Consider the following 16,912-nt stretch of genomic DNA (forward strand, 5'->3'; position numbering starts at 1 on the left):
ATCACAGTTTAAAAGGGCTAAAAGCCGTGTGATAAGGCCCATACAGACTCACCTCGCGCGAGCCACTCACTGCCTGATGCAATGGAGCAGGAACAGATGAATCTATTCAGCTTAGAGAACAAACGAATTTTAGTGACCGGCGCAGCGCAGGGCATCGGTTTTATTATGGCGCGCGGCCTGGCGCAGCACGGTGCGGAAATCATCATTAACGGCACCTCAGAAGAGCGCGCAGAGAATGCGGCGATGAAGCTGCGCGACGAAGGCTTTACCGCGCACACCGCGGTCTTCAACGTCGCGGACCCGCAAGGGGTTGAAGCCGGGATTGAAAAGATTGAGTCCACCATCGGGCCAATCGACGTGCTGTTTAATAATGCCGGCATCCAGCGCCGCCACCCGTTCACCGAGTTCCCGCTGGATGAGTGGAATGACATTATTGCCACCAACCAGACCGGGGTGTTCCTGGTGTCCCAGACCGTGGCGAAGCGCATGATTACCCGCAACGCGGGCAAAATCGTCAACATCTGTTCGATGCAGAGCGAACTGGGCCGCGACACCATCACTCCCTATGCCGCAGCGAAAGGCGCGGTGAAAATGCTGACGCGCGGCATGTGCGTAGAGCTGGCCCGCTACAACATCCAGGTCAACGGCATTGCGCCGGGCTATTTCGAGACGCCGATGACCAAAGCGCTGGTGGACAATCAGGAGTTTACCGACTGGCTGTGCAAGCGCACCCCGGCTGCCCGTTGGGGCAATCCCGAAGAGTTGGTCGGCGCGGCGGTATTCCTGTCTTCAAAGGCGTCTGACTTTGTGAACGGGCATCTGCTGTTTGTTGATGGCGGCATGCTGGCGGCGGTCTAACCCGGAGGAACCGAAATGGCAGGTCAATGCATTATTGTGATGGGCGTATCCGGCACCGGGAAATCCTCGGTCGGGACCGCGCTGGCAAATGCCTTACAGGCGAAATTTATCGATGGGGACGATCTGCATCCCCGCCAGAACATCACCAAGATGGCGTCCGGCCAGGCGCTGAACGACGACGATCGTTTGCCGTGGTTAGGCCGGCTTTCAGACGTGATTTTCAGCCTTGAGCAGAAGAATGAGTCGGGTGTGCTGGTCTGTTCAGCGCTGAAAAAAAGCTACCGCGACCGGCTGCGTGAAGGCAATCAGAACGTGCATTTTATCTGGCTGAACGGCGACTACGACTGCGTGCTGGACCGCATGAAGCGGCGCAAAGGGCACTTTATGCCGGAGGCGCTGCTCAAAAGTCAGTTTGCCGCGCTGGAAGCACCCGGTGCAGAGGAGCGCGATGTTATCCCCGTGGATATCTCGCCTGCGCTGAGCACTATTGTGACCCGCTGCGTCAGCCTGTTGCGGCCCACTTTTGCGGCACCCGCCGTGGCATCCTTACAACCGGAGACCGAACAACGTTATGATCATTGATACCCTCGAACAGGCAGCAAAAAATCCGCTTTATCCAGCGGTGATCCGTAAGACTCTGCAGGCCATCCAGGCGAACAATCCGCAGACCCAGGCGGTGGGGAAATACGCCATTCAGGGCGAGGCGATTTTCTACTCGGTGATGGAAAGCGAAACGCGCGATTTTAACGCGCAGCAGCCCGAGTTCCACCGCCAGTATATTGATATCCATCTGGTGCTGGCCGGGGAAGAGATCATTGGCGCAGGCCCGATCGGGCTGGAGTTGGATCTGGTTGCTCCTTTTGAAGAGCAGAAGGATCTGGGCTTCTGCCATCGGATCGACAGCGAAACGCTGATCCACCTGCAACCCGGCGCGCTGGCGGTGATCTTCCCGCTGGAGCTGCATCGCCCAATGTGCACCTTCGGCGTTCCCTCTCCGCTGCGTAAGATCGTGGTGAAAATCGACAGCGCATTGCTGGTGGATTAATCCCGATCCCGGTTAAGGATCTTGTTTAGAAAGCGCCTGAAATCGGAAGATCTCAGGCGCTTTTTAGTGGGTCAGTAGCCTGGAACGGAATTTATCCCCCAGCTGTCAGGGTTTCTTGCGGCATCAGCCATGATTTCATCATGAGTGTCTTCCAGCATTTGCAGGCAATACGCCCCCTCCTTGCCCAGTTTCTGCACTGAGCGGTGCACCGCGCGATAATATCGCAGGTATGAATCTTCAGTGACCCAATCAAAGTCGCTGCTACACACCATATCTGTGCTGAAAACGGCAAAACCATGCAGATCCTTTGCATCCAGCGGTTTGAGCATCTTCAGCATGACGCGGGGATTTTTAACCAATCCTAATTTCGCTGCGGTAAGAAGTTCGAGGTTATTTTTGCGACTGGCATGCTTCTCAAAATCAGGAATTCGATTGATCCACTCCGTCTTGCCTGCTGCCACATTTTTAATGACCACGGTGTACCAGGTTCTGAAGTCGATACGATCTGCAGTGCAAGTCACATTGCGAATATCACAGGGACCAGCAGGTTTATGCTGAGCATCTTCCGCAAATGCTGGCAGGGCACAAAAAAGAAGTAATATGCTCAGTCTTTTCATGGCTGCCCCTCCAGAACAACACCACCTCTGATAGCCGAACCGCCATCATCCTTTAAACGCAAATAGACGGGTATTGCCATAAACATCTCCTTGTTTATTCCGTATACGGGCAAGGATGATGCTAAAGCTTTGTGTTTTGACATCCAACCGGGAAGTGGCAAACTTTGCGCGCGGTAACGGAAATAGAATTAACAAACACGGAGAGGTTAATTAGCGTCAGCGAAATAAATAAGATGGTGTTCGAATTAATTCTGAATTGTTAACTCATTGCCAACAGTAAAATAGCTGGGGTTAATTGAATTAACCCCAGCGATTATTATTTACGTCGTGCCCGACGCCACAGCAGAACAATAATCAGCACAATCACGATTACCGCAATGCTGCCAGGGACGATCCACGGCTGCACTTCGGCCAGCAGCGGTGGATGGCCGCCTTTGCGCACCCAGGCAACATCGCCTGCGGTAACCGTACCTTCTGGATTGCCGTAGTTCTGACGGACAAAGTTGGTGATATCCGCCACCTGCTGATCGTTCAGCTTGTCGACATAAGACGGCGAGCTGAAGCCCGGCATCAGCACGTCACCATCGGCGGTTTTACGCTGCACACCAAACAGGATCGCCGAGATCAGGTTATTCGGATCGCGCAGCCCGGTTGCGGTGTTGTGGAACAGCGACGGATAAGCCTGATTCTTGCTGCCTGCGCCATCCGGCTGGTGGCAGCTGGCGCAGTTTCCGCTAAACAATGCGGCACCGGTGGTGAGCGAGTGGTTGGCATTATTCGGGTTGCGACCACGAATGCTGTTTTCCACATCCATCGGCTTGCCGTAAGAGAAGGCGGCCTGGGTGTCGCCGTCGTCACGGATCGCCGGGGTGCTTTTCAGGTAAACCGCAATCGCCTTCAGATCGCTGTCCGGCAGATACTGCAGGCTGTTTTCAACCGCTTCCGCCATGCCGCCAGCCGCCTGGTTTTTCCCTTCAGCGCGACCGGTTTTCAGGTACTGCATCAGTTCCTGGTCGCTCCAGCCACCAATGCCGCTGACCTTGTCGGAGGTGATATTCGGCGCATACCAGCTGCCCAGCGGGCCGCCAGCCAGCGGCTTCGCGCTCTCTTCCTGCATCAGCACGCCGCGCGGCGTATGGCAGGTATTACAGTGCGCCAGGCTGTTGACCAGATAGTTGCCGCGGTTCCATTCGGCGCTTTTGCTGCTGTCCGGCTCGAAGCGTTTGGTGTTAGCAAACATCAGGTTCCAGAACTTCATGCTGAACCGCAGGCTGAATGGGAACGGCAGGCTGGTCTGCTGATTGGCCCGATCGACCGGCTTCACGCCGTGCTCAAAGTAGTAATAGAGCGCGTGCAGATCCTCATCGGTCATCTGGCTGTAGGACGTGTACGGCATCGCCGGATAGAGTTGCGCGCCGTCAGCCCGCACGCCATCGCGCACCGCCGCAGAGAATTGCGCTTCGGTATAGTGCCCGATGCCGTTTTCGGCTGGCGTGATGTTGGTGGAGTAGATCACCCCCATCGGCGAGGCGATGGCGTAGCCGCCAGAGAAGGCGGTTTTGCTGCCCGGCGCGGTGTGGCACGCCTGGCAGTCGGACGCGGAGGCAACCTGCTGACCTTTATGCAGCAGGTTAACATCCAGGTCCTCAGCAGAAGCGGTAAGGCTTGCAGCGGTCATGCTGGCCAGCAGCAGGGAAAGCAATGTCAGTTTTTTCATTCCCGCCCCTTCATGCGCATCGCCATATCATGTGCCGCTTTCAACGCCAGCGCGGCCATGGTCAGCGTACTATTAACCACGCTGGCAGACGGAATCGCCCCGCCGCCCGGCAGCCACAGATTCTCATGATCGAAGGCGCGACAGTTGCCATCCACCACCGCGTCTTTGGCGTCTTTGCCCATGATCACGCCGCCCATAATATGGTTGTTGGCGTTCAGCCCTTTGCTGATGTTGAACTCTTTGGCATCAAACAGCTGGCCGATATGCTCCAGCTGCGCGTGGGACGCTTCCGCGCCTTTACGCACGTAATCACCGACGTCGTAGTAAATATCCGGGCAGGGCAGACCGTGCGGATCCAGACGGGTTTTGCTCAGCGTCAGGCGGTTTTCCGGATCCGGCAGCGGCTCAAGGCTGATCGACAGATCGACGCTGTGCACGGCGCGATAGCGGATCTCTTCGTCCAGCGCCTTGCCGACCAGGCCTTTTGCCAGCGCCTGAGTGGTGGCAGCGACAACGCGCGAGATGTTGTTGAGGATCACTTTGTTAGCGGAGTAGTCGCGGCGGAACTCGCCATCGCGATAGCCAACCATACAGCTACTCTGCGCCGGACCACGACCCAGCCAGACCGGTTCTTTGGTCAGGAAGGAGCAGTGGAAACCGGAGTGGTCCATCATATTGCGGCCGACCATATCGGAGCTGTTGGCGATACCGGACGGGTTGGCTTCGTTGGCCGCCATCAGCAGCAGGCGCGGCGTTTCGATGCCGTTACAGGCCAGCGCAAAGGCTTTACCGCTGGCTTTATGCGACGCGCCCGCGCTGTCTTTCCAGTGCACGGCGGTGATGCGGTTGTTGCTGTCGGTATCCATCTTGTAGACCACCGCTTCGGCCAGCACCACCGCACCCGCGCGCTCGGCACGTTCGATATGGTGAATGCCGTTATACATCGCGCCAATCGGACAGATCGGCTGGCAGTTATTGTTGCCACAGCAGGTCGGGCGACCTTCCCACGGACGGGTACTGCGGCCCTGCGGGATCGGCACCAGGTTGTAGCCGTGCGGATTGACCACGCTGGCGAAATAGCTGTCGCCGTGGGCAAACGGCACCATATCCATCGGATAGGGCTGGCTGCGCTGGGAAGGGGACTGCCTGGCGGGATCGTGCGGGCCCGCCACGCCAATTTCGTTTTCGGCTTTGCAGTACCACGGCTCCAGTTCGTCATAGGAGATTGGCCAGTCGCGACCGACGCCATATTTCGACTGCATGACAAAGTCGCTGGGATCGTGACGCCAGCAGGACGCCGCCCAGTGCCAGGTGGTGCCGCCGACGGTACGCAGATAGCCCTGCTGGAAACTGGAGGCGTTCGGGCCGGTCACGTTAACGTAGTTATTCGGCGGGAAGTAGAGCGGGGCGGGCGCGAATTTCGACTGCGGGTACAGCCCCTGAAAATCCGACCCTGCACGGTTAGCAAAAGGCATATTGCGCCAGTTCTCGACGGCCTGGGAACGCTCAATGCGCAGCCCGGCTTCCAGCACCAGCACGGAATAGCCCTGGCTGACCAATTCATTGGCAATCATGCCACCGACAACACCTGAGCCCACGATCACAATATCCGCGCTGGCATCGCCTTGCGCAGTAAAAACGGGTTTTTTGTTCATTTTTATCTTATTTTTTAATGTGTTGAATTAGAGACTGGCGATCAAACCGTCGTTTTCATCCGGGACGGGCGCGGTCCACCAGATCGGGCCATTGCCGCAGTAGGTTGGCACCACCAGGCCATCGCTCACCGGGGCATACATCAGCGCCTGCTTATAGGCGACCAGCGTGCCGTGATAGTCGCTGCCGACGGTGCCGGTATACCAGGCGGTAACGATCTGATAGAGGAAGTCTTTCAGTCCTGCCTGAGTCGCTTTGTCCATCAGCTGTTGCGCGCTGTCGCCGGTGGTCAGCAACTGCGCCAGGCGGGTGACCCTGGCGGTAAACTGCCTGTCACTGCGGGCGAAGGCTTCGTAGAAACGCGCGGCGAGGCGACTGTCGATCTGCTTATGCTCGGTGATGGCCTGCGAGACGCTAATAAAGTTTTTAACCGGATCGCTGGCGCTGACCAGGCTTGCCGCAAACGCCCGGCCAGGCCCGACGAACAGCGCCGCCGAGACGGTCAGATTGACGGCGGCGCGCAGGAACTCACGACGATTGGAACCGGTTCCATTTTTGGGCGGAACCAGAGAACGATCGGTTTTTGGCTGGTGCATGGTATCCCTGGAAAACGAAAGTGAGCGAGAAATGAGACTGAAGTCACAAATCTTACTGGGATGCCCCTGTTTTGTTAATGGGATATTGCAGGAATTTATCGAAATGTGACGATTTCAGCTCTAAATGATAATTTTGTTTAAAAATTAGCAGCCGATTTCATGCCTCCCTAAAACCCTTCTTCAGCAGATCCCGCCGAAATCCTGGTTGTGATGCCGGAAACCGCAGGCGAACCCGTGCCCCACGGGCCTTAAACAAAAACCGGCAAAGCTTAGCGTATTTTCACATTTGCCCTGGTTCCGCGGCTTCAGTGAGAATGAATCAAGCGTTCCATTAAATAAGATCCGGTGGCGTTATTCTTTTCCGTCTCCCTGGCGAGCGGATTGTTATCTTTATTCAGGAGAAAGAGTGCAAATGACATTATCTAAATGGGTATTTTCAGCATTGATGGTCGCCAGCCTGCCAATGGCCTGGGCTGCGGAACAAAATGTCCCGACTGAGAGCTCTTTGCACGTGTCGGCCGACAGCAAGCTGAAAAGCCAGCTGCCCGCTGAGATCCTGAAGCGCGGTTATATCGTTGCCGGAACCAACCCAAATACGCCGCCAACCACCTTTTATAAAGAAGATAACCGCACGCTGGCCGGTCGCGAGATCGACATTATGAATGCGGTCGGCGAACGCCTGGGCATTCCGGTGCACTGGCAGGATACCGGCGGCTTCGACAACATCATTCCGGGGCTGAAATCCGGCCGTTACGATGTGGCGCTGTCGAATATCAACGCCACCAAAGCTCGCCTGGCGCAGGTCGATTTCGTTGGCTATTACAACGCCTCGCGTCTGGGGATCATTGCCCAGAAAGAGGCCAACGTGAAGCCGTTTACCTCGCTGCTGGACGTCTGCGGTAAAACGGTGGGCGCCGGTGCCGGCACCACGCAGCTGACGCGTCTGGACCAGGCCAGCAAAGAGTGTGAGGCCGCCGGCAAGCAGCCGATTAAAACGGCGGTATTCCCGGATCGTCCGGCCGGTGTTCAGGCGGTGGTGAGCGGCCGTGTACCGATGTTCTTCGGCCCGTATGAAGGCCTGACCTATCAGGTCAGCCAGGTTCCCGTGCTGGCATTACCGGGCCAGATCCACGTCGACGATGCGCCGGTGTCCGTGGCCTTCGCCAAAGATTCTCCGCTGGAGCCTGCGGTGCAGGCCGCACTGAATTCGCTGATCGAAGACGGTTCGTACCAGAAAATTCTCGATAAGTGGAACATCGGCTTCGGCGCGGTGAAAGAAGCTAAACGCAATCTGGATATCTTTAAATGAGTAAAGACGACAGCCATCAGGATCCCGACACGCTGCGCATTGTCGGCAAACGCTATTATGGCCGCTGGATCAGCGCCTTAGTGGTGCTGCTGATGCTGGCCGCGGCGGTCAGTTCGATGGTACAGAACCCGCGTTTTGAGTGGCAGGTAATTGCCGACAGCTTTACTCAGCAGTCGATCCTGCAAGGGGTGCTGATGACGCTGCAGCTGACGGCGATTTCGGTGGTGCTGGGCTTCACCGGCGGCACGGTGCTGGCGTTAATGCGGCTCTCTTCCAATCCGGTGCTGGTCAGCGTCAGCTGGGCCTATACCTGGTTCTTCCGTGGCGTGCCGATGCTGGTGCAGCTGTTTCTTTGGTACAACATTGCCGCGCTCTATCCAAAGGTCTCTGTTTCGCTGCCCTGGGTCGGCGAGCTGTGGAGCGCGTCGTCGAACTCGCTGATCAGCCCGTTCAGCGCGGCGGTGATCGCCCTGGTGATGCACCAGGCGGCCTATGCGGCAGAAATTGTGCGCGCCGGCATCCAGAGCGTCGGCAACGGCCAGCTGGAAGCGGCCAAAGCGTTGGGCTACCGTCCCTCCGAAATTTTCCGCTATACCGTGCTGCCGCAGGCGATGCGCGCCATCCTGCCACCGGCGGGCAATGAAATTATCGGCCAGCTGAAGACCACCGCGGTGGTGTCGGTGATCGCCCTGCAGGACGTGCTGTTTTCGGCGCAGATTATTTACCAGCGCACCTATCAGGTGATCCCGCTGCTGCTGGTGGCGACGCTGTGGTATCTGCTGATGACTTCGGTGCTGTCAGTGGGACAATTCTACGTTGAGCGCTACTTTGCGCGCGGCGTCACCCGTAAAGAGAAGCGCGAATGGTTCAAACGCAAGCCGGCAACCTTTACCGCAGAGCAGGGGAGAGTGAGCAATGGCTGAAGCTATCTCGTTACGTAAAATCACCAAACGTTTTTCCGGCGTCACCATTCTGGACGGCATCGATCTGGATATTGCCGCCGGTTCGGTGACCACCATTCTCGGCCCGTCGGGCTCGGGTAAATCGACGCTGCTGCGCTGCATCAACCATCTGGAAAAGCTCGATGGCGGCACCATCCGTATTGGCGGCGCGTTGGTGGGCTATCAACAAAAGGGCCAGCTGCTGCACGAGCTGAGCAGCAAGCAGATCGCCGCACAACGCAGCCAGATCGGCATGGTTTTCCAGCAGTTCAATCTGTTTCCGCACCGCACGGTGCTGCAAAACGTGATTGATGCGCCAATGCGGGTGAAAAAGCTCAGCCGTCAGCAGGCGGAAAGCAAAGGTCTGGCGCTGCTGAAGCAGGTCGGGCTGGCGGGACGTGAACACGACTGGCCGCAGCAGCTCTCCGGCGGTCAGCAGCAGCGCGTGGCGATTGCCCGGGCGCTGGCGATGGATCCCGAGGTGATGCTGTTTGATGAGCCCACCTCGGCGCTGGATCCGGAGCTGGTCGGCGAAGTATTGCAGGTGATCAAACAGCTGGCGCATTCCGGCATCACCATGGTGATCGTCACCCATGAAATCGGCTTTGCCCGTGAAGTGGCGGATAACATCGTCTTTATGGAAGAAGGGAAAATTGTTGCCTCCGGACCGACTTCAACCGTACTCGACGAAGCGCAAAACCCGCGCGTCCGTCATTTTTTAGCCACGGTACTTTAACCGTCGCGTTTTAACCGGGAAACACCATGACCGCTACCCGCGCTATGCATAGCTCGCACTGGGGGGCGTTCAGCGCCCTCAACGACAACGGCACCTTGCACATCACCCCGTTCAGCGGCGATCCCGATCCCAGCCCGCTGCTCCAGAATTTTGAGAATGTCCTGCGTCATCCGGTGCGGCTGGCCACGCCGATGGTGCGTCGCGGCTGGCTGGAGGATGGGCCAGGCCCTGACGACCGGCGTGGGGCGGATGACTACATCGCCATCAGCTGGGAGCAGGCCTACAGCCTGGCCGCCGCTGAACTGAAGCGGGTAGCCGGGCTGGCAGGCCCGGAAGCGGTGTTTGGCGGCTCCTACGGCTGGTCGAGTGCCGGGCGTTTCCATCATGCGCAAAGTCAGGTGCATCGCTTTCTTAATACCAGCATTGGCGGCTACGTCCGTTCGGTTAACAGCTACAGTTCGGGCGCGGCGTCGGTGATCCTGCCGCATATCGTGGGCGACATGAACGAGATTGCACGCCGTGGCGTCAGCTGGCAGGAAATTGCTGAACACAGTGAAGTGGTGTTGTCGTTTGGCGGCCTGGCGCTGAAAAACTCGCAGGTGGCCAGCGGCGGCCTTAGCGAACATACCGAACGCGGCTTTATTCAGCAGGCGGCCCGTCGCGGCGCGCGCTTTATCTCGGTCAGTCCGCTGGCCAGCGATCTGCCTGACGAAGCCCAGGGCGAGTGGCTTGCCATTCATCCCGGCACCGACTCGGCACTGATCCTTGCGCTGTTGCAGATCCTTAAGCAGCGGCAGTGGAGTGATGAAGCCTTTCTGGCGGACTACTGCGTCGGCTGGCCGCAGCTGGTGGCCTACCTGAACGGCGAGCAGGACGGTCAGCTTCGTGATGCCGCCTGGGCCGCAGAGATTTGTGGTATTCCGGCGGCGCGCATCGAGGCGCTGGCAGAACAGCTGCACGGTAAGCGGGTGATTGTCAGCGTGGCGCATGCGTTGCAGCGCGCGCAGCATGGCGAACAGCCGGTGTGGTTAGGGCTGGTGCTGGCGGCCGCATTGGGCCAGCCGGGGTTGCCGGGCGGCGGCTATTCCTATGCGCTTGGCGCGTTGGGGCATTATGGCAAGCAGCATAACCGGGTGGCCTTTCCCGCGCTGCCGCAGGGCAAAAACGGTATCGACCGGCTGATCCCGGTGGCGCGCATCTCCGACATGCTGCTGCATCCGGGCGAAAAGTTTCGCTACAACGGGCGCACGCTGACCTATCCCACCATCAAACTTGCCTGGTGGGCGGGCGGAAATCCGTTTCATCACCATCAGGATCTCGCCCGATTGCGCAAGGCGTTCGCGACGCTGGACACGCTGATTGTGCATGAGGTGGCCTGGACGTCGACCGCCCGTCATGCCGATCTGGTGCTACCCGCGACCATGACCCTTGAGCGTGAAGACGTTGGCGGCGCGCCGACCGACCGGCATTTGATCGCCATGCAGCAGGTGGCCGCGCCCTATGGCGAAGCGAAAGATGATTACAGTATTTTCAGCGAGCTGTCGCGGCGGCTGGGCAGCGAGCAGGCCTTTACCGAAGGGCGCAGCGCGCGCGAATGGCAGGCGCATCTTTATCAGCAAATGCAGGAAAAACTGCAGCAGCAGGGTGTCAGCGTGCCGGATTTCGCCACCTTCTGGCAGCAGGGGATCCTCGAGCTGCCGCAGAGTGATGACGCGGGCAGGCTGCTGCGTCATTTCCGCCGGGATCCGCAGCAGCATCCGCTGCCGACGCCGAGCGGAAAAATCGAAATTTATTCCGCCACGCTGGCCAGTTTTGGCAATGCGGACTGTCCGGGGCATCCGGTGTGGCTGACGCCGCTGCAGCAGCCAGACGAGCAGTACCCCTTTTATCTGATTGCCAATCAGCCCGCCTCCCGTCTGCACAGCCAGCTGGATTTTGGCCGCTTCAGCGTCAGCCAGAAGCGCGGTGGGCGTGAGGTGTGCAGCATGCATCCGCGGGATGCGCAGCAGCAGGGCATTGCCGAGGGTGACGTGGTGGAAATCACCAACCCGCGTGGCACGGTGCTGGCCAGCGTAACGCTGAGCGAGAAGGTCAGAACCGGCGTGGTGCAGTTGCCGACCGGCGCCTGGTACGATCCGGTCGATCCGTTAGCGGAGCAGCCGACCTGTCGTCACGGCAATCCCAACGTGCTGACGCTGGATATCGGCACCTCAGGCCTGAGCCAGGGCTGCACCGGGCAAATAACCGTGGTGCAGATCCGCAGGTTTACGGGTGAGCCGCCGGCCGTAAGGGCGTTCGAACCGCCGGTGATTAGCCGCAATCCGCCTCAAGCGTCGGCAGCGGCTGGCGATGTGGCGCCTGGAGCGTAAAGCCTGCGAGGAACGTTTTCGCTATTATCAGGGATGTCAGGGATGTCGGGGATTTTAGGGATGTTAGGTAAGTCGTCTGGATGTTTCGGTGTTTTGCTCAGGGAGAGAGGGGGGAACACAAAGACGCCGTAAACCCATCCCTGGGGGCTCAGCGGCGACATCCCTGTCGCCGATGCTTTGCTTTTCCCCCCTATCTCCCTTCCCCTCAAGCTTCACTGTTGAATGGTCAATTGTGGACGCACAGGTCAAAACCCGCTGAGTTCACTCTATGCGTTGACCAAACTTGATTTGATTTTGCCCTGTGTGATCACCGTACCACCGAAGCGGGTTTTGACCTGTGTGTTAGGGACGTCGTCTGGATGTTTCGGTGTATTGCTCAGGGAGAGAGGGGGGAACACAAAGACGCCGTAAACCCATCCCTGGGGGCTCAGCGGCGACATCCCTGTCGCCGATGCTTTGCTTTTCCCCCCTCTCTCCCTTCCCCTCATGCTTCAATAATGAATGGTCGATTGTGGACGCACAGGTCAAAACCCGCTGAGTTCATTCTATGCATTGACCAAACTTGATTTGATTTTGACCTGTGTGACCACCGTACCACCCAAGACGCTAATGCTATTGGGTGGCGGCATGGTGCGCATTAGCCGGGTGTCTGCGGCAGGGATGCCGCAGCCAAGCCTCCAGGGATGGATTTACGGCGTCCCGGATAATGCGCTCTATGCTGACGCCAAACCACCGAAGCGGGTTTTGACCTGAAGTCCTCCAGGGATGGATTTACGGCGTCCCGGAAAATGCGCACTATGCTGACGCCGTACCACCGAAGCCGCTTTTGACCTGTGCATCCGCCAAACCTATCAACGACGCCAACTTTACAGGGTGGCGGAATACAGCGCCGCGGTCAGCATCACCGTTAACCTGGGGAGGGAATCTGGCGTGGCCAGTTGGCACAGCGAGGCAATCTCCTCGGCCTCGTCCTCTGAACCTGCGCCCAGGCAACTGCGTAATTTCGCCTGCAAATCGACCGGCGTTGCCAGGCTTTCGCTGCGCGTCATGCGGCAGCTTAACGGCTCGGCGTCAGTAAACCAGATCGTCACCTTATGGAATCGCGCGGCCGGATCCAGTTCATCCGGCGGAGCGGAGAAATCGGGACAGCGCTGCACGCGATCTGCCAGACTGGCGATCACCGGATTCACCGGTCCTTCCGCCACATCCTCCAGCGCCACGCCGTCAAATAACAGGCTGGAAGCAATCACGTATTCCAGGCTGAAGCGCGCCTCGATGCCATTTTTCGGCTGCGTGACCGACGCGGCAATGTCACCGCCCGGTGGGAAAGCCACCTCAATGCGGCTGATGGCGGCGTCCATCGCCTCCACATTGCCCTGAAACCGTGGCAGCACCTGCTGACGTAGGCGGCGTGCCACGTCTGCGGCGGTATGGGTGCCTCCGCAGGTGGCATAGGGCTTAAACTCCAGACCTGGCGACTGGATGCGCCATGGCATTCCCCAGTGCTCAACCAGCTTTGTCGCATCGCTCTGCTCGCCGCAGCAGGCGAGTAAGAACGCCTCGATCACGCCCTGCGGCTGCCCGCCAAAGCCAGCCAGCGTCAACCGTCCGGCAAGCACCGCACTCTGCGCCGCCAGCCCGGCATGCAGCGGCTTGGTGGCGGAGCCAAACTGGGCACGCAGCCCGCTGGCCTGGGTGGTGGCGATGCCGAGGATCACCGCCGCCTGATGTTCATCGGCCTTCAACAGGCGTGCAACCGCCGCGGCGGCCGCCAGCGTGCCCAGCGTGGCGGTACTGTGGAAACCGGACTGGTAGTGACGCTGCGTCGCCGCCAGCCCCAGCCTTCCCGCCACCTCGACGCCAATCACATAGGCATCCAGCAGCGCGTCGGCGTCGGGCTGAACGTCTGCCGCCAGCGCCAGCAGCGCCGGCAGGATCACCGTGCTGGGATGGCCGCGAAAATCAGGGTGAAAATCATCGTAATCGAGCGCGTGGCCGGCATAACCAAGCAGCAGAGCACGCGTCTGCGCATCCTGCGCCTGACTGACGCTGCGCAGCGCACTCAGGCCACTGTCGCTGATGTCGCCACGCAGTATTGGGAGCGTTACCGCCACATAATCCAGCAGGCCCGCTCTGGCCCGCTCACGCGCGGCGCTGTCCGGCTGACTGCGGACAATCATTCTGGCTAGCGGTGGGGTAATGGCCATTGGCTCTCCGGGATTCATGACGATGACGGCGGCAGATGCGCAGCGAGTAAATCGGTAAAGCCGCTGCGCTGACAAAGTGCCTGAAGTTGGGCGATCAGCGCGGCGGGCAGCGGGATGCCGCTCAGGCTGCGCTGCTGATGCGTCTGGTTTTCAATGTCACCGGCGACCAGCACCGGCTTACTGGCATCGGCGGGCGGCGTGTCATGCAGCGTATCAATAATGTGGTCGAGGCCCTGACGGAAGTCGGACGGATCGCCAAACGCCGCAGGATCGATGACCAGGAAAAAGTGGCCGATATCCGGCATGCCGCCTGCCGGACGCGTGGCGGCAAAGGAGGCACCGGCCAGCGGGCCCGCCAGAATTTGCGCCAGCATCGCCAGGCCATAACCCTTGTGGCCGCCGGTCTCTTCCAGACCGCCCAACGGCGTCAGGCCGCCAGGCGGGCGCTGGAAAACGTACTCCATGCCCAGCGCGCTGTCGGTGACGGCCTCGCCGTGTTCATCGCTGACCCAGCCCGGCGGCAACGCCTGACCGGTAAAGTCATATACCTTGACCTTGTTGGCCGCCACGGTAGTGGTGGCCATATCCAGCACGAAATCGGCGTTTCGCTCAGCGGGTGCGGCAAAGGCGAGGGGATTGGTGCCCAGCACCGGCACCTGTGCGCGGCTGGGCACCAGCATTCTGCTGCGGGTGGTGCTGGTGATCAGCGCAATCTTGCCTCTGGCCGCCGCGTAACGGGCATACAGCCCGGCGGCGCCAAAATGATTGGAGTGACGCACCACCACGCTGCCCATGCCGGACAGCTCGCTTTTCGCCACGGCGGTCTGGATCGCCAGTAACGCCGTGGCGTGCCCCAGCGAGTGGCAACCGTCGATCACCGCCGTCGCCGGGGTTTCCCTGATGATTTTCGCCCGTCCGGCCGGGTTCCACAGTCCGGCCTGCAATAATTTATCGTAATGCGGCAGCATCGAAATGCCGTGGGAATCGACGCCAAACAGATCGGTTTCCACCATCAGTTCGGCGGTTTGCACCGCGATATCCTCCGGCATTCCCCAGCCGGTCAGGATGGTTTCCGCCTGGCGCATCAGCAGCGCAGCGGGCAGGGTCACCGCCTGATTCATTGCGAGGGTCCTGATGCGTGCGTTTCCTGACTGAGTTTTTCCAGCGCGTTGACCGCAAGCGTCGCCAGATAATCGGCGGTGGGGAACAGCGCGCGATCGTCAACGCGGAATTCGGGATGATGGAGGGCGAACGGCCCGCCGGATCCCACCATCACAAAGGCACCGGGGATCTGCTGCTGATAGAAGGCGAAGTCCTCGCCGATCGGGCTGGCCTCGACCACTCTGGCGGCAAAACCGGCCAGCGGCGCCTGCGCCAGCGCAAATTCAGCCCAGGCCGGATCGTTCACCACCGACGGCGGACCGGCCTGCCAGTCCAGCTCAATGCGCGCAGCATAGGTCTCGCTCAGCCCCTGCGCCACCTGACGAAAACGCTGCTCAATCTTCTCGCGTGCCCCGGCGCTAAAGGTGCGCACGGTGCCCTCCAGCCAGGCGCTGTCCGGGATAACATTCCAGGTGGTGCCGCTGTGGATCTGGGTGATCGATACCACCGCATTCTCCGCCGACGACAAATTACGGCTGATCACCGTCTGGAGCGTGCCGATCAGCTGTCCGGCGATGACGATCGGATCGTTGCCTTCGTGCGGCTTAGCCGCGTGGCTGCCGGTGCCGGTAATGGTCAGGGTGAAACGATCGACGCCTGCGGTGAGCGCGCCGCCTTTGCTGCCGATCACCCCAACCGGCAGCGACGGATCGTTATGAATACCGAAGATCGCTTTTGCCTGATCCAGTGCGCCGGTTGCCAGCAGCGCCGGCGCGCCCATGCCGGTCTCTTCTGCGGCCTGGAACAGGATGCGGACCCGTCCCGGCAGGCTGGCCTCAATTTTTTTCAGCAAAATGGCGGCACCCAGGGCGGCCGAGGCATGGAAATCATGACCGCAGGCATGCATCACCCCAGGATTTTGCGAGAGGTATTCCACCCCCGATTTTTCCTCAATCGGCAGGGCATCAATATCGGAACGCAGCACGATCAGCGGGCCGTCACCATGGCCCACTTCGGCCACCAGACCGGTCGGCAGCGGCAGATCCAGAATGCGGATCTGATGTTCTTCCAGCGCCGCTCTCAGGCGGGCGGTGGTCTCAAACTCCTGGTTGGACAGCTCAGGATGGCGATGCAATTCGTGACGAAAGGCCTGCAGCTGCGCGGCCAGAGGCTGGTGCTTTTCACTGATATTCATGGTTTATCCTGACGGGTCGTCGATGAGGCGGATTTCTCCAGCCACTGCTGATGGGCGGCCTCATCGAGAATTTTCTTCATATACAGCGTGATATGTCCTTTGCCCAAATCGGTCTGGTGCATGGCGACAAAACCGCGGTTCAGGTACATCTCTTTCAGCCAGGGATGGCTGACGGCGGTGCCGAGCGAAACGGCCGGGGCTTTTAGCTGCGCCCGCAGAATATGCGTCTCCACCCAGTCCAGCATAGCGCGGCCCAGCTGCTGACCCTTATACGCCGGGTCGGTGCCGAACCAGCCGATATGCGGCAGGCCGAACGGGCCGGGCAGCGGTCCCCAGGGAAAACGCAGGGTCAGCGAACTGGCCAGCCGGTCGTCGGCAAACAGGCCATACACCGCATGCTGTTGCAGGTGGCGGGTGACCCGATCCAGGTCGGCGGTGGCGGCATCAAAGTGGATCCCCAGCGCGCGGATGGGGGCATACGCGGCCAGCATCAGGGTCAGATAGGCGTGACGATCGTCCAGCGTCAGCTGGCGGAAATGCAGATTCATGCGGTGCTCCCTGACTGGAA

Annotated in this window: 15 protein-coding genes; 7 read left to right on the forward strand and 8 right to left on the reverse strand. The window is 59.6% G+C overall.

Translation table 11 applies throughout. From position 1 onward, the window contains the following. Positions 1–96 precede the first annotated feature (96 nt). From idnO to ACXKZG_RS03095, 3 genes are read left to right on the forward strand one after another with little or no spacing between them, the layout of a single operon-like run. The gene (gene idnO, locus ACXKZG_RS03085) at positions 97–858 is read left to right on the forward strand and encodes a gluconate 5-dehydrogenase (protein ID WP_013203936.1); all 762 of its coding nucleotides are present in this window, start codon (positions 97–99) and stop codon (positions 856–858) included. Between the two features lie 15 nt (positions 859–873). Continuing rightward, positions 874–1,440 (forward strand): gluconokinase, encoded by a 567-nt coding sequence (locus tag ACXKZG_RS03090; protein ID WP_346567201.1) that lies wholly within the window; start codon positions 874–876, stop codon positions 1,438–1,440. Further along, complete coding sequence (locus ACXKZG_RS03095) at positions 1,430–1,903, forward strand: NanQ anomerase/TabA/YiaL family protein (RefSeq protein WP_346595889.1); 474 nt, start codon at positions 1,430–1,432, stop codon at positions 1,901–1,903. The genes ACXKZG_RS03090 and ACXKZG_RS03095 overlap by 11 nt, the downstream gene beginning before the upstream one ends. Before the next feature lie 71 nt (positions 1,904–1,974). Here the strand turns inward: ACXKZG_RS03095 and ACXKZG_RS03100 are convergent, their stop codons facing one another. From ACXKZG_RS03100 to ACXKZG_RS03115, 4 genes are all read right to left on the reverse strand, one after another. Next, positions 1,975–2,520 (reverse strand): hypothetical protein, encoded by a 546-nt coding sequence (locus ACXKZG_RS03100; protein ID WP_488875671.1) that lies wholly within the window; start codon positions 2,518–2,520, stop codon positions 1,975–1,977. A gap of 316 nt (positions 2,521–2,836) precedes the next feature. Then, the gene (locus tag ACXKZG_RS03105) at positions 2,837–4,237 is read right to left on the reverse strand and encodes a c-type cytochrome (RefSeq protein ID WP_488875672.1); all 1,401 of its coding nucleotides are present in this window, start codon (positions 4,235–4,237) and stop codon (positions 2,837–2,839) included. Further along, positions 4,234–5,892 (reverse strand): GMC family oxidoreductase, encoded by a 1,659-nt coding sequence (locus ACXKZG_RS03110; RefSeq protein WP_488875673.1) that lies wholly within the window; start codon positions 5,890–5,892, stop codon positions 4,234–4,236. The genes ACXKZG_RS03105 and ACXKZG_RS03110 overlap by 4 nt, the downstream gene beginning before the upstream one ends. A 27-nt stretch (positions 5,893–5,919) precedes the next feature. Next, positions 5,920–6,486: a sugar dehydrogenase complex small subunit gene (locus ACXKZG_RS03115; RefSeq protein ID WP_488875674.1), complete on the reverse strand. Its 567-nt coding sequence runs from the start codon at positions 6,484–6,486 to the stop codon at positions 5,920–5,922. A 412-nt stretch (positions 6,487–6,898) separates the two neighbouring features. Here ACXKZG_RS03115 and ACXKZG_RS03120 point away from each other — a divergent pair, with 412 nt between their 5' ends. Genes ACXKZG_RS03120 through ACXKZG_RS03135 form a run of 4 tightly spaced genes read left to right on the forward strand, consistent with a single transcriptional unit; the run spans position 6,899 to position 11,841 of the window. Continuing rightward, entirely contained in the window at positions 6,899–7,795 is an 897-nt protein-coding gene (locus ACXKZG_RS03120) for an ABC transporter substrate-binding protein (protein WP_488875675.1), read from the forward strand. Continuing rightward, positions 7,792–8,718, forward strand: coding sequence for an amino acid ABC transporter permease (locus ACXKZG_RS03125; RefSeq protein WP_013203927.1), 927 nt, complete (start codon positions 7,792–7,794; stop codon positions 8,716–8,718). Before ACXKZG_RS03120 ends, ACXKZG_RS03125 begins: the two co-directional genes overlap by 4 nt. Then, positions 8,711–9,472: an amino acid ABC transporter ATP-binding protein gene (locus ACXKZG_RS03130; RefSeq protein ID WP_013203926.1), complete on the forward strand. Its 762-nt coding sequence runs from the start codon at positions 8,711–8,713 to the stop codon at positions 9,470–9,472. Before ACXKZG_RS03125 ends, ACXKZG_RS03130 begins: the two co-directional genes overlap by 8 nt. A gap of 26 nt (positions 9,473–9,498) precedes the next feature. After that, the gene (locus ACXKZG_RS03135; protein WP_488875676.1) at positions 9,499–11,841 is read left to right on the forward strand and encodes a molybdopterin-dependent oxidoreductase; all 2,343 of its coding nucleotides are present in this window, start codon (positions 9,499–9,501) and stop codon (positions 11,839–11,841) included. An 866-nt stretch (positions 11,842–12,707) separates the two neighbouring features. Here the strand turns inward: ACXKZG_RS03135 and ACXKZG_RS03140 are convergent. Genes ACXKZG_RS03140 through ACXKZG_RS03155 form a run of 4 tightly spaced genes read right to left on the reverse strand, consistent with a single transcriptional unit; the run spans position 12,708 to position 16,892 of the window. Continuing rightward, positions 12,708–14,048 (reverse strand): MmgE/PrpD family protein, encoded by a 1,341-nt coding sequence (locus ACXKZG_RS03140; RefSeq protein ID WP_488875677.1) that lies wholly within the window; start codon positions 14,046–14,048, stop codon positions 12,708–12,710. Between the two features lie 14 nt (positions 14,049–14,062). Beyond that, entirely contained in the window at positions 14,063–15,169 is a 1,107-nt protein-coding gene (locus tag ACXKZG_RS03145) for an Ldh family oxidoreductase (RefSeq protein WP_134822799.1), read from the reverse strand. Next, on the reverse strand, positions 15,166–16,344 hold the full coding sequence (locus ACXKZG_RS03150) for an amidohydrolase (protein ID WP_488875678.1): 1,179 nt from the start codon (positions 16,342–16,344) through the stop codon (positions 15,166–15,168). Before ACXKZG_RS03150 ends, ACXKZG_RS03145 begins: the two co-directional genes overlap by 4 nt. Further along, positions 16,341–16,892 (reverse strand): GNAT family N-acetyltransferase, encoded by a 552-nt coding sequence (locus ACXKZG_RS03155; RefSeq protein WP_013203921.1) that lies wholly within the window; start codon positions 16,890–16,892, stop codon positions 16,341–16,343. Before ACXKZG_RS03155 ends, ACXKZG_RS03150 begins: the two co-directional genes overlap by 4 nt. Between the last annotated feature and the right edge of the window lie 20 nt (positions 16,893–16,912).

The sequence above is a fragment of the Erwinia sp. 2186 genome (assembly GCF_057812255.1).